This is a genomic window from Bacillus sp. KS1 (genome assembly GCF_020075515.1).
Classification (GTDB): Bacteria; Bacillota; Bacilli; order Bacillales; family Bacillaceae; genus Bacillus; species Bacillus velezensis.
The window spans coordinates 424,235-445,387 of the sequence record NZ_JACAWW010000015.1 but is presented as its reverse complement, the minus strand read 5'-3'; the positions used below and the strand labels follow the sequence as shown (position 1 = coordinate 445,387).

The following is a 21,153-nucleotide window of genomic DNA, read 5'->3' as shown; positions in this document are numbered from 1 at the left end:
TTCACCTCATCATGATTCAATCACATTTACTTTGAAAGTTCAAACACTTCATGCAGCGCATTTACGGCCGTTACCATATCTTTTTCATGAACGAGCACCCAGATCGTCGTATGGCTGTCGGCAGATTGCAGAATCGGAATGCCTTTATCAGAAAGTGCGGAGACGATTTTTGACGTGACACCCGGAACACCCATTATCCCGGCGCCGACCGCTGACACTTTCGCACAGCTCTCCGTCACTGTCGGCTCATATCCTAATTCAGCCAAAATGCTGCGCGCGGCTTCCGTTTTACTGCCGGCCACGGTATATACGATTTCACTCGGCGTAATGTTAAAGAAATCTACGCTGATTCCGGCATTTGCCATTGCTTTAAAGACTTCAGTCTGAACGTTGTATTGCCCCATTTTGGCGGGAACCTTAAATTGCGTCACATCTTTCACATGGGCGATCCCTGTAATCAGCCGTTCGAATACATCGCTGCCGATGTTAGACGAATGATGGGACGTCACCAAAGTGCCTTTGTCTTTTGAATAAGTGGAGCGCACGCGAATGGGCACCTTTGCCTGCATGGCGATTTCCACCGCGCGCGGATGAATGACTTTCGCGCCTTGATAGGCAAGGTTGCAGATTTCCGTATATGTGACGTTCGGAAGCGGCTTAGCATTTTCCACGATTCTCGGATCGGCTGTCATAACGCCTTCCACGTCCGTAAAAATGTCGATAAACTCAGCATCTACCGCCGCGCCGAGCGCCGCTGCTGAAGTATCGCTTCCTCCTCTGCCGATCGTCGTCGTGTCGCCTTTTTCAGTCGCTCCCTGAAATCCTGCGACAACGACAGCGTCATGGCTGGCGAGTGCAGCGAAAAGCCGCTCTGTTCTCATTTCTATAATTTTGGCGTCAGTATGCTGGGCATTGGTTAAAAAGCCGGCCTGGGCTCCTGTTAAAGCTGCGGCTTTTATGCCGTTTTCCTTCAGCATGCTGGAAAAAACAACGGACGAAATCGTTTCTCCGCAAGACAGAAGCATATCCTGCTCTCTCGGAGAAATGTCGGACTGGCTGCCGTAAAGGAGCCCGATTAAAGAATCTGTCGCGTACGGGTCTCCTTTTCTTCCCATCGCCGATACGACAACGACAACTTTATAACCTTCACTGATGGCATCTTTAATGTGTGCTAGCGCAAGCTTGCGGCCTTTGTCATCTTTTACGGATGTTCCGCCGAATTTTTGAACAATGATCTTCACTATTTTCACTCCAAATTAGTCTGACGTAACAGAAGAGAGCAGGCAGAGCCTTACTCTCTTCTGTTCGCCTATAGAAAATACGTTTGTTTTATACGAGGTTCAGTTTTTGCAGGCTTTCCGCGATTTGGACTGAGTTCCAAGCGGCGCCTTTTAACAGGTTATCAGAAACAACCCACAAATGAAAACCGTTTGCTCTGTCCAAATCTTTACGGATTCTTCCTACAAATACATCGCGTTTGCCGACGCAATCAGCAGGCATCGGGTAAAGCTGCTCCGCCGGATCATCCTGAAGCGTAACACCCGGAGCTTCTTTTAAAAGCTGTTTAATATCTTCAACGGTTGCGTCATCACGGTCAAGCTCAATGTAAACAGATTCTGAGTGCCCTGTTTCAATCGGCAGTCTGACACATGTCGCAGACACTTCCAGATTCGGCATATGCATGATTTTTTTCGTTTCATTAATCATTTTCATTTCCTCAAACGTATAGCCGTTGTCTTGGAATTTATCAATTTGCGGAATGGCGTTAAATGCGATTTGATAATGCTTTTTGTCGCCTTTAACCGGCATAATGGACGGTTCTGCGGGTTCATTGTTTAAAATCGCCTTTGTCTGGCTGTACAATTCCTTCGCCGCTTCATTGCCGGCCCCGGACACAGCTTGGTAAGTAGATACAATGACTTTATTCAACCCGTACGCTTTGCGGATCGGTTCAAGCGCAGCCACCATCTGAATCGTTGAACAGTTAGGGTTGGCGATAATGCCGTTATGTTTGTGCAGATCACCTTCGTTCACCTCAGGCACGACAAGCGGTGTATTTTCGTCCATGCGGAATGCGCTGGTATTGTCAATCACGATGGCTCCCCGTTTTACAGCCTCAGGCGCCAAACTTTGTGATACGCTTCCGCCGGCGCTGAATAACGCGATATGGACGCCTTCGAAGCTTTCCGGAACAGCTTCCTGCACTGTATATTCTTCGCCTTTAAACGTTACTTTCGTACCAGCAGAACGCTTTGAGGATAGTAGTGTGAGTGTTTCGATTTCAAAGTTTCTGTCTTCCAGTGTTTTCAGCATTTGCTGTCCTACGGCTCCCGTCGCTCCGACAACTGCTACGTGTAATCCTCTTCCCATCTGTAAAACTCCTTCCGCCAATTAAGCATCATTTGTTGAATTGACTTTGCATTTTACGTTTTATTTTACCATAGAATAGTCACGGATTGACCGAATTTTTTTATTCCGGAATGATTTTCTGTCATCATGATTTTTTATTCATGATGGTGTACGAGCACCGGCTGAACCTGCTGGTGCAAAAGAGCTTTTTCTACCGTAATCGGAAGGAGATCCATTCTGGCGACGAGCGATGTCGGTTTTTTCACGTGGTCGTCCTGGCCGAACGGGATGAAATATATGTTTTTTGCGGACATCAGCCTCATTAAATTCATTCCGTTTAAACCGAGTCCGTCGTTTGTCGAAATTCCGAGCACGACCGGGCGGCCGTTGCGGATCGTGGCTTTCGCAGCCATAAGGACGGGGCTGTCAGTCATCGCATTTGCGAGTTTGCTCATTGAATTTCCGGTTAAGGGGGCGATGACCATGCAGTCGAGCGGAAGTTTCGGCCCGAGAGGCTCCGCTTTTACGATGGAATCAATCGCCTCAAAGCCTGTTGCTTCTTCAATTTTTCTGACCCAATCTCCCCCCTCCCCAAAGCGGGTATCGGTCGATTGAACGGTTGATGTCACGACCGGCCGGACTTCAGCTCCTTGACTGATAAGCGCCTCTATTTGCGGAAAAACTTCCTCATATGTGCAATGCGAGCCGGTTAATCCGAATCCGATTCTTTTCCCTTTCAGAGACATGGTTATTTCCCCTCTTTCTTTAAGTCTGCCAAAAGCTTGCTCAATACGTTCGCAATAATCTGTCCGGCTGTTTTCGGGGCCACAATTCCCGGAAGACCCGGAGCAAGCAGCGCTTTAATGCCTTGTTTTTCAGCATATTTGAAATCCGTTCCGCCCGGACGGGATGCTAAATCCAAAATCAAGGTCTTCGGCGTCATGCGCGATAAAACGCTTTGATTCAGAATCAAGCTCGGTACGGTGTTAATGCAGATATCAATATCATTTACATGTTCAGTAAGCTCTTCAAGTTGAAAAGGAGAAAGCCCCATTTCCATTATACGGGCCAAATGAGCCGAACTCCGCGCGCCCACTTTTACCTTCGCCCCTAACGCCGCAAACGTCCGGGCGATCGTCATACCGGTGCGCCCCATGCCGAGAACGGCGACATTTGATCCGTGAATGGTATAATCCGTATGCTGAATCGCCATCATGATTGTTCCTTCAACAGTGGGAATCGAGTTGAATATCGCGATGTCGTCCCGTTCAAATAATTTCACAAGCTTGCGGCCGGCTTCGCTGGCGATCCCCTCAAGATACGCGTTGGAGATGCCTGAATAAATGACGCAATGCTCCGGTGTCCGCTCAAGATAGCTCTGCTTTAATACCACTTCTTCATTTGAAAAAACCGCGGAAACAACGCCTTCTCCGGTCGTTGCCGATACGGGCAGGATGATACTGTCTATTTTTTGAAAGGGAATCTCATCGATTTTGCATTTGACGGTTCCTGTAAAACCGTCATCCAATTGGTCAAACCCTGCAAGATAAATATCGGCATGCTGTTCTGTCAGCTTTCTTATAATCTCAAGCTGTCTTGCGTCACCGCCAATGATCGCAATTGTCAATCCGGTTAACATCTGAAACGTTCACCTTCTTTACAGTTACTGGATCTTTTAAGTGTCATCCTCATCTTCATCGTATGTGCAAAGAGAAAGGGCGGTGAATGTACAGCGTCTTTTTCATAAAAAAAGCACCGGCTGTATGAGCCGGTGCTTACAAAAAATGAATAAGATCTACTCTTCGGGAGGCGTGATCTCCCCCGGAACGTCTAAAATGATCATGTCTGACCCGATTTTTTGGATATGGTTCCAGGGGACGCGGATGTCGTGGCCTTGTTTTCGCAATCCGAACCATTTTACCGTCGGTATCAACAGCGCGGTAATTTGTCCGTCCTGTTCATTAATTTCCAAATCGGTCTGGCCGAGCACGCCGAGCCGCTCTGCCCGTTTAATGTCCACAATTTCTTTACCTGACAGTTCACTGAGCCTCATGATAGCCACCCCCTTGTACTATATGACCCGGAGCAAAAAAAAATGCCTGCCCCGTATAGAGGCAGACTGCTTTTCCGCTTAAGATGAGGCCGGCATATTGCCGGTCGGGCTGATGAGCGATAGTGCGTAATCATCCGTAAATAAGCGGCGGCTGAGGCCGTTGACGCTTTCCAGGCTGACCGCATTTAATTCAGTGATAATTTCATCCATGGTCTTATGCTTTCCGAGCAGGAGTTCGTTTTTCCCGTTCCGGCTCATTTTGCTGTTTGTGCTCTCTAAGCTGAGCATTAAGCTCCCCTTCATTTGCTCTTTGCTGTTTTCCAGCTCTTTCGGGGTGATACCGTCACGTTTTAGAACCGATAACGTTTCCTGAATGGTTTCAGACAGAAGTCCGAGCTGATTCGCGCCGGTGCCTCCGTAAATCGTCAGCATACCGCTGTCTTCATAGGAACTGTGATAGCTGTATACAGAATAGGCCAGTCCTTTATCTTCGCGCACATCCTGGAAAAGACGGCTGCTCATGCTTCCGCCCAGCACGTTGTTTAAGACGATCAAATCGTAAATGTCCGGATCTCCGACTTTCAGGCCTTTGAAACCGAGACAGAGATGCGCCTGTTCGGTGTCTTTTTTTCTGGTCAGCTTTTCATAATGAAACTCAGGCTCGCTGATGCCGCTTGCTTTGCCCTTCGCTTCGTATGTACCGAACCATTTCTCCACGTCTTTAATGAATTGTTCCGTTACATTTCCGGCGACAGAAATGACGACGCGGTCCGGCGTGTAAAAGTCATCCATATGCTGTCTGAGAGAATCGCCGTTAAATGACGAAAGCGTTTCCTCCGTCCCGAGAATCGGGTAGCCGAGCGAATGATTGCCGTATGTTGCTTTGCTCAGCAGATCGTGGACAATGTCATCCGGCGCGTCTTCATACATTTTGATTTCTTCATATACGACGTTCTTTTCTTTTTTGAGCTCATCTTCGTCAAAAGCAGAATGAAAGAACATATCAGCCAGCACATCAAGTGCGTAGTTTGCATGCTCATCCAGCACTTTGGCGTAATAGCACGTATATTCTTTTGAAGTGAAGGCATTCACTTGGCCGCCTATCCGATCGAAGGATTCTGCGATTTCCCGTGCGGACCTGGTATTTGTTCCTTTAAAAAACATATGCTCAAGAAAGTGCGAAATACCGTTTGTCTCCGGCGTTTCATGGCGTGACCCCGTCCCGATCCAGACGCCGATTGCCACAGACCGCACCGTTGGATTATTCTCAAGCACAACTCTTACACCGTTTTGGCATGTATAGCGTTTTATCAAGTCTGTTCCTCCTATTCAAAGACAGGCAAACTGCCGCCTGCTACTTCATCAGCCTGTTTTCATCCATTAAGTCAGACACTGAGCCGAGCGCGTAGCCTTTTTCTTTGATTTTTGCAATCAGTGTATCCAGGCTTTTCGCAGTCGGATCAGTCGGATGCATTAAAATCATGGCTCCGTTATGTATTTTGCTCAATACCCTTGTTTGTAAAACAGCCGGAGACGGTTTTTGCCAGTCAATGGTGTCAACGGTCCACATGATGGTGCCCATTCCTTTTTCCGCCGCAAGGTCGACCACAGCTTTTCTGAAGCTGCCGCTTGGCGGCGCAAACCATTTCGGCTTTATGCCGAGCGTCTCGCTGATTTGTGCATTGGTTTTGTCAAGCTGTTCGGAAATGCTTCCTGAAGTCAGTTTGCTCATATCAGGGTGATTGTATGAATGATTTCCGATTTCATGTCCGTCTGCCGCTATTTTTTTCCCCAGTTCCTGATTGTTTTTCAGCCATTTCCCTTCAAGAAAGAAAGTTGCTTTGACCTGGTGCTGCTTCAGAATAGGCAGCATTTGCTCCACATATTCATTTCCCCAGGCGACATTTATCAGGAAAGCGACCATCGGTTTGTCGGGATTTCCTTTATAAATGGGTTCGGGCGCGAGAGAATCAAGATGGACTTTCGGTTTTACCTGCTCATAGACAAGGCCGTCTTCGTGAAATTCTCCGTCCTTTTTCATTTGCTTATAGGATTTTTCCACATTGACTTTTAAACCGTTATATCCCGGTATACTCTTCCATATTTTATCAATCCGCGCGTCTTGCGGCTTCACTTCATACTCTGACGCTTTTTGCAGTAATTCTTCATAGAGCGGATCTTTTGATGCTGACACAGTTACAGCGTCTTTTTTCATTGCGTCTATGTAATCAACTGTATACGGGTTTTTTAACATTTCAAACGAAACAAAAAAAAGAAATAAAAAAACGGCAAACGGCACGAATTTTTTCAACATGTCCTTCCCCCCTCATCACACATTATGTATGAGGAGGACAAGGTAGAACCCGTCTGTTGTCTTTCTCAAAATAAAGAAGCCGGGTCTCCCAGGCTCCTTGTTAGGTTTTCATTTAAGATTGTTGTTGTTCCTGTTCTTTTTCTTTCTCTTCGCGCAGCACTGCTTTACGCGACAGATTCACTCGTCCCTGTTTGTCAATTTCAGTTACCTTCACAAGGATTTCGTCACCGATTTTCACAACATCCTCAACCTTGCCGACCCGTTCGAGCGCTAGTTCAGAGATGTGAACGAGACCGTCTTTTCCGCTGAAGATTTCAACGAAAGCGCCGAATTTCTCAATCCGTTTGACTTTACCGAGGTAAAGCTGGCCGACTTCGACTTCTCTGACAAGATCTTCGATGATTTTTTTCGCTTTTTGGTTGCTGCTTTCATCAGTAGAAGAAATAAAGATGGTGCCGTCTTGTTCAATGTCAATTTTAACACCGGTATCTTCAATGATTTTGTTGATTTGTTTACCGCTCGGTCCGATAACGTCACGGATTTTATCGGGATTAATGTTCATCGTTAAAATTTTCGGCGCATATTGAGAAAGTTCTTTTCTTGATTCACCAAGCGTGCTGAGCATGCTGTTCAAGATTTCCATTCTTCCTTTTTTCGCCTGCTGAAGCGCTTCTTCAAGAATTTCTCTTGAAAGGCCTTCAATTTTAATGTCCATTTGCAGCGCTGTCACGCCTTTTTCCGTGCCGGCTACTTTAAAGTCCATGTCGCCGAGGGCATCTTCCATCCCTTGAATATCCGTTAATACCGTATAGTACTCGCCTGATTTCACAAGTCCCATCGCAATACCCGCAACAGGGGCTTTAATCGGAACACCTGCGTCCATCATGGCAAGCGTGCTCGCGCAAATGCTGGCCTGTGAAGTGGAACCGTTTGATTCAAGCACTTCGGATACGAGGCGGACCGTATACGGGAAGTCTTTTTCATTCGGAATGACCGGCTCAAGCGCACGCTCTCCAAGAGCACCGTGACCGATCTCACGGCGTCCCGGTCCGCGCATCGGGCCTGTCTCCCCTACGCTGAACTGCGGGAAGTTATAATGATGCATAAAGCGTTTTGATTCTTCCACGCCTAAACCGTCAAGAATCTGAACGTCCCCAAGGGCGCCTAATGTACATACGCTGAGCGCCTGCGTCTGTCCTCTCGTAAACAGCCCGGAGCCGTGTGTTCTCGGCAGAAGGCCGACTTCTGAAGAAAGCGGGCGGATCTGATCAACGCCGCGGCCGTCCGGACGGACTTTTTCTTCTGTGATCAAACGGCGCACTTCGTTTTTCACGAGTTTAGACAGTGTCTGTTTCACTTTTTTAATCGTATCTTCATCATGCTCTTCTTCTTCGAATTTCGCGACAACTGCATTTTTCACTTCATTGATCGCGTCTTCGCGAGCATGTTTTTCATGAACCTGAATGGCGCTGAGAAGATCCGGCTCCGCAAGGCTTTTTACTTTTTCGCTGAGCTCTTCGTCAATTTCATACAGTTGGATTTCTGTTTTCTCTTTGCCGACTGCTGCGACGATTTCTTCTTGGAATGCGATCAGGCGCTTAATTTCTTCGTGACCGAACATAATCGCCTCAAGCATGATTTCTTCAGGTACTTCATCCGCTCCGGCTTCCACCATGTTGATGGCGTCTTTTGTGCCTGCAACGATGAGGTTGATATCACTTTTTTCAAGCTGGTCAACCGTCGGATTGATGACGAATTTACCGTCAATGCGGCCTACCGTCACACCCGCGATCGGGCCTTCAAACGGGATATCGGAAACGCAAAGAGCGAGTGATGAACCGAACATTGCAGCCATTTCAGATGAGCAGTCCTGATCAACACTCATGACAATGCTGATGACCTGTACTTCGTTACGGAATCCGTCTGCGAAAAGCGGGCGGATCGGACGGTCGATCAGACGGCTGGCTAAAACGGCCTTTTCACTTGGACGGCCTTCTCTTTTAATAAAACCGCCCGGAATTTTACCTACTGCGTATAATCTTTCTTCATAGTTAACGGTAAGCGGGAAAAAATCTAGCGGTTTCGGTTCTTTTGATGCGGTTGCTGTGCTGAGCACTGCAGTATCGCCGTAGCGGACCATGACAGCGCCGTTTGCCTGTTTGGCAAGCTGGCCGGCTTCTACTGTAAGCTGTCTGCCGGCCCAATCTATGGTAAAGACATGTTTCTCTTGTCCCATTCGATTACGAGCTCCTCTCTTAATGTGTGAAATAATCAATTACTCCTATTATGAACGAAATGAATTGAACATATCAATGTCAAAGTAGTATGTAAAAGGATTTCATTGTTTTTTTATCATTATTTTTTTCGCTTTAATACGATAAAAAAGCGGGAATCCTCCCGCTTTTTACGATTATCGACGTAAGCCTAGTTTGTTAATTAACTCACGGTAACGAGTTACGTCTTTATTACGCAGATACGTAAGAAGATTACGACGTTTACCTACCATTTTAAGAAGACCGCGACGTGAGTGGTGATCTTTCTTGTGAGTACGTAAATGCTCGTTCAAGTTGTTAATTGAGTCTGTTAGGATAGCGATCTGAACTTCTGGAGATCCAGTATCAGATTCGTGTGTTTTGAACTCACTGATGAGTTGATTTTTACGCTCTTGAGTAATTGCCATCCTGTTTCACCTCCATATCATAATTAGCCCCAGTTACCTAGCAACCGTCGGTGACTTCGGATTGCCAAGCAATGGTTTTAAGACTACGAAACATATGATACTAAAAATCGTGCCCATATGCAAATCTTTTAGAAGAAAATTTGTGTACTTTTGATGTTTTTTCCGTTATTTGCTGAAAAAACGGATCGCTTCTTGTTTGTCTTTCCCGATCTGAGCCGTCAGTTCATCGATGCCGTTAAACTTCCGTTCGCTTCGGATTCGTTTGTACCACTCGATTTTAACGTCTTCTCCGTATACATCCTGTTGAAAATTAAACAAATGGACTTCAATTGACGGCTGATCGGGACGCTTTTCATAAAAGGTCGGTTTGTAGCCGATGTTGCAGACGCCTTCATACACCTCGCCTTTTATTTCGGCTTTCACTGCATACACGCCTGTCGGCGGCACGATATAACTGTTGTGCAGGCCGACATTCGCGGTCGGAAAACCGATGGTGCGGCCTCTTTTGTCTCCGTGAATCACAGTGCCCCGGATAAAATACGGCTGGCCGAGAAGAGTGTGCGCAAGTTCAACGTCACCATCCTGCAGCGCTGACCGGATATAAGTAGAGCTGATCTTTCTGTCCTGCTCGGTCTGTTTCTCGACAGTCGTGCATCCGGCCTTGCCGTTTAAATCGTCCGGCAGCGTCTCCATCGTGCCTTTTCCGTATTTTCCGTACGTAAAATCGAAGCCTCCCACAGCGTGCCGCGCGTTTAACCCTAAAATATACTCCTCGGCAAACTGTTTTGGAGACAGAGACGCAAACGCTTCATCAAACTTTACGACATACAGCACATCAGCGCCTAAACGTCCGATCTGGCTGATTTTATCTTCAAGCGGCGTAATCAGATCCTTTGGCTCTTTGTCCCTGCCCAACACATGGGAAGGGTGGGGATGAAACGTCATAACGGCCAGCGACAGGCCTTTTTCTTCGGCAATTTGTCTGGCTGTTCCGATTACTTTCCGGTGTCCCAAATGAACGCCGTCAAAGTAGCCGAGCGCCATGACAGACGCCGGCTGCTCTTCTTTTTGTAAATGATGCGGATGAGAAATATGTATCGTCTTCACAGAACGGTCACCTTTTTTCTTATTGTTCGCTTTTTTGCATGAGCACTTTAGCCGGTTTCAGCAGTCCTTTTTTTGAAGGATGCGGCATATAAATGGCCACACATTCTCCGTCTTCAGTACAGACCGCTATACGGGCGTCAGCTGTCATTGCAGAAAATTCCGCCGGGATGTCAAACACTGACCCGTTTTCAGCTTTCTTAGCTAATGTATCACTTATGACCCATTTCGGCAAATGATTGAGCGCTCTTTCAATCGGCACGGCATGCTCTGCAACCGTTCCGTCTGAAACCTGCTGTTCAAGTTCCCCAAACGTGAAACACTCATCAAGGCTGAAATCGCCGGAAGCGGTGCGGATGAGATGCGACATATGCGCGGGATAGCCGAGTTTTTCACCGATTGTCACCGCCAATGTTCTGACGTAAGTGCCCTTTGAGCACGTGACTGTAAAGCGGAATGATGCTGTGTCTTCTTTATAAGTGACAGGGGAAGTGAGCGCGATATCTTCAATCGTGATATTCCGCTTCGGCCGCTCCACTTCAATACCGGCTCTGGCGTATTCATAGAGCTTTTTCCCGTTGACCTTTACAGCGGAATACATTGGCGGCACTTGCTCCCGCGGTCCCTTCAGTTCGTCTAAAACGGCTTTGATATCCGCTTCTTTCAGCGGCTCCTTGACAGGTTTTACGCTGACCGTTTCTCCAGTCTGGTCTTCGGTCGATGTGGAGAAGCCGAGAGTGATCTCAGCATCGTACGTTTTTGACTTGTCGGTGACGTACTCAACAATCTTTGTGGCCCGTCCGACACAGATCGGCAGTACGCCAGACACTTCCGGATCAAGCGTTCCCGTATGTCCGACTTTCTTTGTTTTTAACAGTTTTCTTATTTTCATTACACAGTCGTGAGAAGTCATGCCGACCGGTTTATGTAAAAGGAGAACTCCGTTAACCATCTGTCTTTCGCTCCTTTGTTATCAATTGTATCCCGTAAAACGCAGAAAAGAGGACAGACGACACTCGCCCATCCTCTTTCCTTGTTATTCAGACGGTTTATCTGAATGCAGTTCGTGAATCAATGTTTCAATACGATTGCCGTACTCAATTGATTCATCAAATTCAAATTCAAGCTCAGGCGTTTTGCGGAGTCTGATTCGGCTGCCGATTTCGGAACGGATAAATCCTTTCGCTTTCTCAAGCCCTTTCAGCGCCTCCTCTTTCTTTTTCTCTCCGCCGAGAACGGAGATATACACCTTCGCTATTTGTAAATCACCTGAAACACGTACGTCTGTTACAGTGAGAAATCCGATTCTCGGGTCTTTCAGCTTTCGGCTGATAATATCCCCGAGCTCTTTTTTCATCTGCTCGCCGACACGGTTTGCTCTCATACTCAATTCAATCACCTCTAAGTTAAAACCACTCTGTTCTAGTGATCGTCCGTTCTATTTCGGGAAAGGAGTCAATAAACGCGAGTACGCGCTGGATCTCCTTTTCCGCCTGAACGTGAGAGGAGGAGACGACGGCGATTCCGAAGCTGGTCCGCTGCCAAGTGTCCTGATAGCCGATTTCTGCAGCCGACACGTTGAACTTATTCTGAACCCTCGTTATAATCCGCTTCAGAACGGCTCGTTTCTCCTTTAATGATCCCGCATCATAAATGATGCATTCACATTCCGCAAATCCGATCACTTTCTTTCGATTTCCTGCATGACATACGCTTCAATGATGTCACCTTCGCGAATGTCATTGTATTTCTTAATGGTAATACCACATTCATATCCTTGTGAAACTTCTTTCACATCATCTTTGAAGCGTTTCAGAACGTCTACTTCCCCTTCGAAGATAACGACGCCGTCACGGATCAGGCGGAGTCCGCTGTCACGTGTAATGTGGCCGTCTGTTACATATCCGCCGGCAATCGTGCCGATTTTCGACACTTTGAATGTTTGGCGCACTTCAACCTGACCGATGACTTTTTCTTCGTATTCAGGATCAAGCATTCCTTTCATCGCCGCTTCAATTTCTTCGATGACTTTGTAAATGATACGGTGAAGACGGATATCTACATTTTCAGCTTCAGCCGTGCTCTTAGCATTTCCGTCTGGGCGCACATTAAACCCGATAACGATTGCATTTGAAGCAGATGCGAGAATGATGTCTGATTCCGTAATCGCACCGACGCCTGTGTGAATGATTTTCACTTTTACGCCTTCTACTTCTATTTTTTGAAGAGCGGCTGTTAACGCTTCGGCTGAACCTTGAACGTCAGCTTTTACGATTAAATTGATGTCTTTGACATCGCCTTGTTTAATTTGTTCAAACAGATCATCGAGGCTCAGCTTCGCTTTGTCGCTGCGCTGTTCTTCCAGTTGCTTGGAAGCACGTGCTTCACCGACAGAACGGGCTGTTTTTTCGTCTTTAAAGACGAGGAATTGATCGCCAGCCTGCGGTACGTCGTTTAAGCCCGTAATTTCTACAGGTGTGGACGGTCCGGCTGTTTTCACGCGGCGGCCGAGATCATTGACCATGGCCCGCACGCGGCCGAATGTATTTCCGACAACGATCGGATCTCCGACATTCAATGTTCCCGTTTGAACGAGAAGTGTCGCGACAGATCCTCTTCCTTTATCGAGCTCAGCTTCAATAACCGTTCCTTTTGCCTGACGGTTCGGATTGGCTTTCAGCTCTTCCACTTCACTGACAAGCAGAATCATTTCGACAAGCTCGTCAATTCCCTTGCCTGTAAGAGCGGACAGAGGAACGAAAATCGTTTCTCCTCCCCATGCTTCAGGAACGAGTCCGTATTCAGTCAGCTCCTGCATGACACGGTCAGGGTTCGCGCTTTCTTTATCCACTTTATTCACGGCAACGATAATCGGAACCTCAGCCGCTTTCGCATGGTTGATGGCTTCGACTGTCTGCGGCATAACGCCGTCATCAGCCGCTACGACTAAAATGGTAATATCAGTTACTTCCGCACCGCGCGCACGCATTGTTGTGAACGCCGCGTGTCCCGGAGTATCTAAGAACGTGATTTTTTTGCCGTTTTCTTCGATCTGGTAAGCCCCGATATGCTGGGTGATTCCGCCGGCTTCACCTTCAACAACTTTTGTTTTTCTGATGCTGTCAAGGAGGGTCGTTTTCCCGTGGTCAACGTGGCCCATGATCGTCACGACAGGCGGACGGATTTGAAGATCTTCTTCTTTGTCAGCCTCTTCATATTTTTCAAGCTCAGTTTCTTCAAGCACAATCACTTCTTCTGTTTCCACACCGTATTCAGATGCGATCAGTTCGATTGTGTCTTTGTCAAGCTCCTGGTTAATGGTAGCCATTACGCCAAGAAGCATCAGTTTTTTAATGAGTTCAGACGGTTCTTTGCCAAGTTCTTCGGCTAAGGCCCCGACTGTTAAAGAGCCGGAAAACGTAATTTTCTCAGGAAGCTCTTTTTTCGGTTTCAGCGGTTTTTGCTGATACTGATTTTTGTTGTTATGATTGCGTTTGTTTTTGTTTTTGTTGTTGTTGTTATTCTTCTTGTTTTTGTTAAATTGATTATTCTGCACGTCATTCTTCTTTCCGTCTCGAATTTTGTTTGGTTGATTCCCAGCAGGCTGCTGATTAATCCCTTGCGGCTTGTTTTTGTTCGTTTCCGCAGGCTTCTGAGATGTAACGCCGGCGCCGCCTTTTTTAAATTTCGCATCAAGCTGCTTAATGGTCTTTTCTTCAAGCATTGCCATATGGTTATTTACTACTATATCCATGTTTTTCAGCGCAGTCAAAATTTCCTTGCTTGAAACATTGATGGCTTTTGCATATTCGTAAACTCTCATTTTAGCCATTCGTTCACCCCCAAAAATATTAATCGAGCAAGCTGATCAGCTTATTCGCAAAACCTTGGTCAGTGACGGCGACAACGACACGTGATTCCTTGCCGATAGAGCGGCCGAGATCCGCGCGGCTTTCGACTTTTTTATAAGGCACTTTATAATAATTGCATTTATCGGATACTTTTTTTGCAGTATTCGCAGATGCATCTTCTGTCAGCAGAACAAGTTTTGCACGCGCATTTCTAATTTCTTTTATAACCAAGTCCTCGCCCGACACGACCTTACGAGCTCGATTGGCCAGACCCAGCAAGGGAAACCATTCCATTCCAGACATGTTATTTTTTCACCTTTTCCGCCAGTTCCAGCAATTCTTCGAAAATCTGGTCATCGATTTGTGATTGAAATTGATTTTGCAATGTGTTTTTCTTTTTCGCAGCTAAGATGCATTCTTTCTCAAGGGTGATATAGGCACCCCGCCCGTTCTTCTTTCCGGTCGGATCGACTGAAATCTCTCCTTCTTTAGAACGGACAATTCGGATCAGTTCCTTTTTAGGCTTCATTTCCCCCGTTACCACGCATTTGCGCAGAGGAATTTTTTTTCGCTTATTCACCTAAAGTCACCTCTTATTCATCCGATTCGGCTGTTTCAGGCTCCATAAAGAGCGGCTCTAAATCGTCATCTTCTTCATGCTCTCTCGGATAGATGCCAAGGTCTCTTGCATCCGTTTCACTTTTGATATCGATTTTCCAGCCTGTCAGTTTCGCGGCTAAGCGGGCGTTTTGCCCTCTTTTTCCGATTGCCAGAGAAAGCTGGTAATCAGGAACGATGACAGTCGTGGCTTTTTCTTCTTCGCTGACGATGACATCCAGCACTTTAGACGGGCTGAGCGCATTGGCAACAAATTCAACCGGATCATCAGACCAGTTAACGATATCAATTTTTTCGCCCTTCAGTTCATTGACGATCGCCTGCACGCGCTGGCCTTTAGGACCGACGCATGAACCGACCGGATCAACGTCAGGGTCATCAGTGCGGACGGAGATTTTAGAGCGGTCGCCCGCTTCTCTGGCAACGGATTTCAGTTCGACCGTTCCGTCATAAATTTCCGGCACTTCGATTTCAAAAAGACGCTTCAACAGACCAGGATGCGTTCTTGATACATAGATCTGCGGCCCTTTTGTCGTTTTTTCGACTTTTGTGATAAATACTTTAATCCGATCGTGCGGTTTATAGCTCTCATTCGGCATTTGTTCATTGACGGGCAGCAGCGCTTCAATCTTGCCGAGAGACACGTAAATAAACTTGCTGTCTAAGCGCTGTACAATTCCCGTCATGATGTCTTCTTCACGATCGATAAATTCCGAGTAAATCACGCCGCGCTCAGCTTCACGGACACGCTGCGTCACCACTTGTTTCGCCGTCTGCGCAGCAATGCGGCCGAAGTCTTTCGGCGTTACTTCTATTTCAACGACATCTCCGACAAGGTAGTTCGGATGGATGTGCTGGGCGTCGTCAAGCGAGATTTCAAGTCTTGAATCGTATACCTCGTCTACGACATCCTTTCTTGCGAACACGCGGATCGTGCCCGTCTCACGGTTCAGATCGACCCGTACGTTTTGCGCCTGGTTAAAATTTCGCTTGTACGCAGAAATTAAGGCAGCTTCAATTGCTTCGATGATAATGTCTTTACTGATGCCTTTTTCTTTTTCAAGAATAGTGAGAGCATCTAATAGTTCACTGCTCATGTTAGCGGTCTCCCCCCTTAAACACTAATACTTCATTCATTAAAATGTTACAGCTAATCTTGCGTTAGCTATTTTTTCATACGGAATATTGACCCGTTTCTTTCTTGTTTTGACCGTCATCTCTATTGTAACAGTTTGTCCATCGAATTCAGCCAATTTGCCTTCAAACACTTTTAAACCGTCAATCGGTTCGTACGTTTTCATGTACACATTTTTGCCCAGTGATTTTTCGAAGTCGGCTTTTTTCTTTAATGGACGCTCGGCTCCAGGAGAAGATACTTCAAGAAAGTAGTTCTGGGTGATCGGATCGGCCTCATCCAGCTTTTCGCTTAACGCTTCGCTGACTTTGGCGCACTCCTCAATATCAACACCGTTCTCGGAATCAATAAACACGCGAAGGAACCAGTTTTGACCCTCTTTGACAAATTCAATGTCTACGAGTTCAAGCTGAAGGTCATCCAGTATGGGCTGAGCCATTTCTTGAACGGTATCAGTCACTTTTTTGCTCATGTTTTTCCTCCTTGTGCTGTCGATATCATATCAGCCGTTCCTCTGCATAAAAACCCTGCTTCAAAAGAGCAGGGGCATTGAGAAAACGATGGACATGTCGAGGCAAAATTGCCTGTTCAATACAAAAGAGCGGGTTTCCCCACTCTTTGCCTCGGTAATCGTTAGCATTTCCAATAAAACTATACCATAACCATATATTTAATGCAAATCAAACTCCGCTCGGAGGCTGTGCACAAAGCTTAAAACAGAGACAGCTGATTTTGGTCCGGAAGCGACTCAAGACAGCCGTGACGGTCTAAATACTCTAAAATGGTTTTTGACACTTTTCCGCGTTTTTGAAGATCCTCTTTTGAAAGGAATTCCCCTTCTTTCCGCGCTTTCACAATATTGAGAGCGGCGTTGGTTCCGAGTCCCGGTATTGAGTTGAACGGCGGGATGAGACTGTTGCCGTCAATGATAAATTCCGAAGCGCTCGAACGGTATAGATCGACCTTCTGGAAGGAATAGCCGCGCTCACACATTTCAAGCGCAAGTTCTAACACGGTAAGGAGGTTTTTCTCCTTCGGCGAAGCATCAAGCCCTTTAGAGCTGATATCATCCATCACTGCTCTGATGGCGGTCGAGCCTTTAATCATTGTATCAATGTCAAAGTCATCTGCGCGGACGGTAAAATACGCAGCATAATATAAAAGCGCGTGATGCACTTTAAAGTATGCAATCCGCACCGCCATCAGCACGTATGCGGCGGCGTGGGCTTTCGGGAACATGTATTTGATTTTTTTGCATGAATCAATATACCAGTTCGGCACATTGTTCTTTTTCATTTCTTCTTCCCATTCCGGCGTCAGGCCTTTGCCTTTACGGACGAATTCCATGATTTTAAAGGCCAGTGAAGGCTCAAGGCCCTGATAGATCAAGTAAACCATAATGTCATCACGGCAGCCGATCACTTCGCTCAGTTCACACGTATTGTTGTGTATCAGTTCCTGCGCATTGCCGAGCCATACGTCCGTTCCGTGAGAAAGCCCGGAAATCTGGACAAGCTCGGAGAACGTCGTCGGCTTCGTATCCTCAAGCATCTGCCGCACAAATCGCGTCCCGAATTCAGGAATGCCGAGCGTCCCCGTTTTACAGCCAATCTGCTCTTCAGTGACGCCGAGCGATTCTGTGCCTTGGAAAATCTTCATAACTTCCGGATCATCTGTCGGAATCGTCTTCGGATCAATTCCGCTTAAATCCTGGAGCATCCGAATGACGGTCGGATCATCGTGCCCTAATATATCAAGCTTCAGCAGGTTGTCATGAATGGAGTGGAAGTCAAAATGAGTCGTTTTCCATTCAGACCCCGTCGCATCTGCCGGGAATTGTATCGGTGAAAAATCGTAAATATCCATGTAATCCGGGACAACGATAATCCCCCCCGGGTGCTGGCCGGTCGTTCTCTTAACGCCGGTGCAGCCTTGAACCAGACGGTCGATCTCCGCGCCGCGCATGTGTAGGTTGTGATCACCCGCATAGCCTTTCACATATCCGTAAGCCGTCTTTTCCGCGACGGTGCCGATCGTTCCCGCGCGATACACGTTATCTTCACCGAACAATACTTTCGTGTAGTTATGGGCATGCGGCTGATACTCACCTGAGAAGTTCAAGTCGATATCGGGTACTTTGTCACCTTTAAAGCCCAAGAACGTTTCAAACGGGATATCATGTCCGTCCTTTTTCAAAGGGGTGCCGCAAGACGGGCAGCTTTTATCCGGAAGGTCAAAACCGGAACCGACTGATCCATCATTAAAGAATTCGGAATATCGGCAGCTCGGGCACACGTAGTGCGGAGCGAGCGGGTTCACTTCAGTGATTTCCGTTAAGGTCGCCACAAGCGATGAACCGACGGACCCCCGGGAGCCGACGAGATAACCGTCATCCAGAGACCGTTTTACAAGCTTATGAGAGATGAGATAAATAACGGCGAATCCATGACCGATGATACTTTTTAATTCTTTTTCTATTCTCGCTTCCACAATTTCGGGAAGCTCTTCACCGTAAATGCTTCTGGCGCGCTGATAGCTCATTTCACGGATCTCTTCATCGGCCCCGTCAATTTTCGGCGTGTACAGATCGTCTTTGATCGGTTTGATCTCATCGATCATCGAAGCGACTTTCTGCGTATTGTCAACCACGATTTCTTTCGCTTTTTCCGCACCGAGGAAGGAGAAAGCCTCCAGCATTTCATCTGTCGTTCTGAAGTGCACTTTAGGCAGTTCGTGTCTGTTTAACGGGTTGGCGCCGCCTTGGGAAGATATTAAGATCTTCCGGTAAATTTTATCCTCATCGTTTAAATAGTGGACATTTCCCGTAGCCACGACCGGCTTATTCAATTTTTCTCCGAGCTTCGTAATGTTGGCGATGATTTCTTTCAGCGCTTTTTCATCCCGAACGAGCTCAAGCTGCAGAAGGTGTCTGTATACTTCCGGCGGCTGCACTTCAAGATAATCATAGAAGGATGCGATATCTTCAACCTCTTCAGGAGATTTTTGCATCATGCCTTCAAAGACCTCACCCCTGTCACAGGCAGAGCCGATTAACAGACCTTCTCTGTATTTATTAAGCTGCGACCTCGGAATACGCGGCACTCGGTAGAAATATTGAATATGAGAAATGGACACGAGCTTAAACAGATTTTTAAGGCCGGTCTCATTCACGGCAAGCAATGTAGCGTGATAAGGCCTTGATCTCTGATAAGCATTGGATTGTCCCATATTCTCATTCAGCTGATCATGATAAAAAATGTCTTTTTCAGCGGCATCTTTGAGCATTTTCAACAGCAGGTAGCCCGTTGCTTCAGCGTCAAAGACCGCTCGGTGATGCTGGGTTAATTCGATATCAAACTTCTTACATAACGTATTTAAGCGGTGATTTTTAAACTCAGGATACAGGAAACGCGCGAGTTCCAGCGTATCAATGACCGGATTTTTCGCTTTTTCCGTTTTCAAAAGACGCTTGTACGCCACATTTAAAAATCCCATATCAAAGCTGGCGTTATGAGCCACAAGCACGTCATCGCCGATCCATTCTTTAAAATCCCGGACGACGTCAACGACATCGGGAGCGTCGCGGACCATGTCATCCGTAATACCGGTAAGCTCGATCGTCGTTGCTGACAGCGGATGGTGCGGATTGGCGAACGCTTCGAATTTATCGATGATTTCTCCGCCTCTTATTTTGACTGCGGCAAGCTCAATGATGGTGTCATACACTGCGGACAGACCTGTCGTTTCAACGTCAAAGACGACGTATGTGTCTTCTTCGAGGAGACGGTGAGCTGGATTGTATGCGATCGGAACGCCGTCATCTACGATATTGGCTTCCATTCCGTAAATCATTTTAATGCCGTGTTTTTTCGCGGCGGAATAGGCATCCGGGAAAGACTGCACAACGGCATGATCAGTTAACGCAATCGCTTCATGTCCCCATTTTTTCGCCTGTTCGACAAGCTTTCCGACGCCCGTTACAGCATCCATTTGGCTCATCGGAGAATGCAGATGAAGCTCAACCCGTTTTTCGCCTTCAGGAGCGGTGTCTTCACGGGTTTTGGCTTTTATTTCATTCACGTCATTTGCAATCATGACGAGGTCTCTGACGAATGTATCGTTTTGAATGCTTCCCCGCGCCTTCACCCACATGCCTTTTTTCAGCGTTTTCATCAAAGCGGCGTCTTCTTTTTCTCTGGCGAACATTTTTACTAAAATGCTGTTTGTGTAGTCCGTGATTTTGAAAATGCAGAGCGTGCGTCCGCTTTTCAGCTCGCGTGTTTCAGCATCAAACACAAACCCCTGCACCGTAATTCTTCTTTCTTCATCCATGATGCTGTCAAGCGTCCGGATTTCTTCGTTCTCTTTAATTTGATAGCCGATGACAAGCGGTCCGGACGGTGCCTGATCCTCATCGCCCTCTTTTTCCTTCTTCTCCATCTCGATAAGCGCCTGCATCGCCCGCTCCTGATCTTCAGCAAGCTTTTGCTCGCGGAATTTCTGGACTTCTTGGTCAGATACGAAAATTTCGGTATCCAGCTGCAGTTCCGGAAAGCCGAATTGGCGGTAGCTGTGCTGAATCAGCGCGCTGTATTTATTTTTGAGCGCAGATGCTTCTGTATCTGTTTTTGTTTTCACGATCAGTTTGTTTCCCTTGAGCTTCGGCTTCTGCTGATTCAAAAGAGCCACCATCGGCGGCGAGGTTCCTTCAAGCTCTTCAATACAGCGTGTCCAATAATCCTGTACAAGCTCCTCTGTCACTGTAGAGTCGATGACCTGAACAGACGCTGTGACACGGGCGATGTGTGCAAACGATTGTGTTAACCTCATCATGAATGAGTCATATATTTGATACGGCAGAAGAGCCTTAAAGCGAAATTGGAAATGCCAGGCCTTTTCTGCTTTATGGATTGTCAGTTTATCAATCTCTCCGTCTTCAAAGTATGTCATGAAGGTATCATCTGTCATATTAAGCTGCTGCAGAAGAATCTGAAACTGTCTTCTGTTTACTGATAACTGTTCCATTCAGACAGTATCCCTCCCTTAAAA

Annotated in this window: 19 protein-coding genes; all 19 read right to left on the bottom strand. The window is 46.8% G+C overall.

The features are described 5' to 3' along the window. Window positions 1–26: 26 nt before the first annotated feature. The 19 genes from dapG to HWY38_RS09445 all read right to left on the bottom strand — a co-directional run bounded on the left by dapG (window position 27) and on the right by HWY38_RS09445 (window position 21,129). Window positions 27–1,241 carry an aspartate kinase gene (gene dapG / locus HWY38_RS09535; protein ID WP_044801436.1) on the bottom strand — a complete coding sequence of 405 codons (1,215 nt, stop codon included), beginning with the start codon at window positions 1,239–1,241 and terminating at the stop codon, window positions 27–29. Between the two features lie 88 nt (window positions 1,242–1,329). Then, a complete protein-coding gene (gene asd / locus HWY38_RS09530; protein WP_224181711.1) occupies window positions 1,330–2,370 on the bottom strand; it encodes an aspartate-semialdehyde dehydrogenase in 1,041 nt (346 codons plus the stop codon). A 134-nt stretch (window positions 2,371–2,504) separates the two neighbouring features. Beyond that, window positions 2,505–3,095, bottom strand: a complete 591-nt coding sequence (dpaB, locus tag HWY38_RS09525) for a dipicolinate synthase subunit B (protein ID WP_045207422.1) — start codon at window positions 3,093–3,095, stop codon at window positions 2,505–2,507. 2 nt (window positions 3,096–3,097) lie between these two features. Beyond that, entirely contained in the window at window positions 3,098–3,988 is an 891-nt protein-coding gene (gene dpaA, locus HWY38_RS09520) for a dipicolinic acid synthetase subunit A (RefSeq protein WP_224181710.1), read from the bottom strand. A gap of 156 nt (window positions 3,989–4,144) precedes the next feature. Continuing rightward, window positions 4,145–4,402: a YlmC/YmxH family sporulation protein gene (locus tag HWY38_RS09515; protein WP_003154176.1), complete on the bottom strand. Its 258-nt coding sequence runs from the start codon at window positions 4,400–4,402 to the stop codon at window positions 4,145–4,147. A gap of 78 nt (window positions 4,403–4,480) precedes the next feature. Beyond that, window positions 4,481–5,716, bottom strand: a complete 1,236-nt coding sequence (locus HWY38_RS09510) for a M16 family metallopeptidase (RefSeq protein ID WP_021493675.1) — start codon at window positions 5,714–5,716, stop codon at window positions 4,481–4,483. A gap of 40 nt (window positions 5,717–5,756) precedes the next feature. Beyond that, window positions 5,757–6,716 carry a polysaccharide deacetylase family protein gene (locus tag HWY38_RS09505; protein ID WP_012117569.1) on the bottom strand — a complete coding sequence of 320 codons (960 nt, stop codon included), beginning with the start codon at window positions 6,714–6,716 and terminating at the stop codon, window positions 5,757–5,759. 112 nt (window positions 6,717–6,828) lie between these two features. After that, complete coding sequence (gene pnp, locus HWY38_RS09500; protein WP_015239868.1) at window positions 6,829–8,952, bottom strand: polyribonucleotide nucleotidyltransferase; 2,124 nt, start codon at window positions 8,950–8,952, stop codon at window positions 6,829–6,831. A gap of 174 nt (window positions 8,953–9,126) precedes the next feature. After that, a complete protein-coding gene (rpsO, locus tag HWY38_RS09495) occupies window positions 9,127–9,396 on the bottom strand; it encodes a 30S ribosomal protein S15 (protein ID WP_003154182.1) in 270 nt (89 codons plus the stop codon). Window positions 9,397–9,561: 165 nt separating this feature from the next. Continuing rightward, the gene (gene ribF, locus HWY38_RS09490) at window positions 9,562–10,503 is read right to left on the bottom strand and encodes a bifunctional riboflavin kinase/FAD synthetase (protein ID WP_007611467.1); all 942 of its coding nucleotides are present in this window, start codon (window positions 10,501–10,503) and stop codon (window positions 9,562–9,564) included. A 19-nt stretch (window positions 10,504–10,522) separates the two neighbouring features. Then, window positions 10,523–11,452, bottom strand: a complete 930-nt coding sequence (gene truB, locus HWY38_RS09485) for a tRNA pseudouridine(55) synthase TruB (RefSeq protein ID WP_224181709.1) — start codon at window positions 11,450–11,452, stop codon at window positions 10,523–10,525. Window positions 11,453–11,536: 84 nt separating this feature from the next. Then, window positions 11,537–11,890: a 30S ribosome-binding factor RbfA gene (gene rbfA / locus HWY38_RS09480; protein WP_003154185.1), complete on the bottom strand. Its 354-nt coding sequence runs from the start codon at window positions 11,888–11,890 to the stop codon at window positions 11,537–11,539. 16 nt (window positions 11,891–11,906) lie between these two features. Continuing rightward, window positions 11,907–12,185: a DUF503 domain-containing protein gene (locus HWY38_RS09475; RefSeq protein ID WP_003154188.1), complete on the bottom strand. Its 279-nt coding sequence runs from the start codon at window positions 12,183–12,185 to the stop codon at window positions 11,907–11,909. Then, the gene (infB, locus tag HWY38_RS09470) at window positions 12,182–14,332 is read right to left on the bottom strand and encodes a translation initiation factor IF-2 (protein WP_007611462.1); all 2,151 of its coding nucleotides are present in this window, start codon (window positions 14,330–14,332) and stop codon (window positions 12,182–12,184) included. Before infB ends, HWY38_RS09475 begins: the two co-directional genes overlap by 4 nt. A gap of 19 nt (window positions 14,333–14,351) precedes the next feature. Continuing rightward, window positions 14,352–14,654 (bottom strand): YlxQ family RNA-binding protein, encoded by a 303-nt coding sequence (locus HWY38_RS09465; RefSeq protein WP_003154192.1) that lies wholly within the window; start codon window positions 14,652–14,654, stop codon window positions 14,352–14,354. A 1-nt stretch (window position 14,655) separates the two neighbouring features. After that, window positions 14,656–14,931, bottom strand: coding sequence for a glucose-induced regulator RulR (gene rulR, locus HWY38_RS09460; RefSeq protein ID WP_003154193.1), 276 nt, complete (start codon window positions 14,929–14,931; stop codon window positions 14,656–14,658). A gap of 13 nt (window positions 14,932–14,944) precedes the next feature. Beyond that, on the bottom strand, window positions 14,945–16,066 hold the full coding sequence (nusA, locus tag HWY38_RS09455) for a transcription termination factor NusA (protein WP_003154195.1): 1,122 nt from the start codon (window positions 16,064–16,066) through the stop codon (window positions 14,945–14,947). 39 nt (window positions 16,067–16,105) lie between these two features. Further along, on the bottom strand, window positions 16,106–16,576 hold the full coding sequence (gene rimP / locus HWY38_RS09450) for a ribosome maturation factor RimP (protein ID WP_007409801.1): 471 nt from the start codon (window positions 16,574–16,576) through the stop codon (window positions 16,106–16,108). Window positions 16,577–16,815: 239 nt separating this feature from the next. Beyond that, window positions 16,816–21,129, bottom strand: a complete 4,314-nt coding sequence (locus tag HWY38_RS09445) for a PolC-type DNA polymerase III (protein WP_317986217.1) — start codon at window positions 21,127–21,129, stop codon at window positions 16,816–16,818. Window positions 21,130–21,153: the final 24 nt, after the last annotated feature.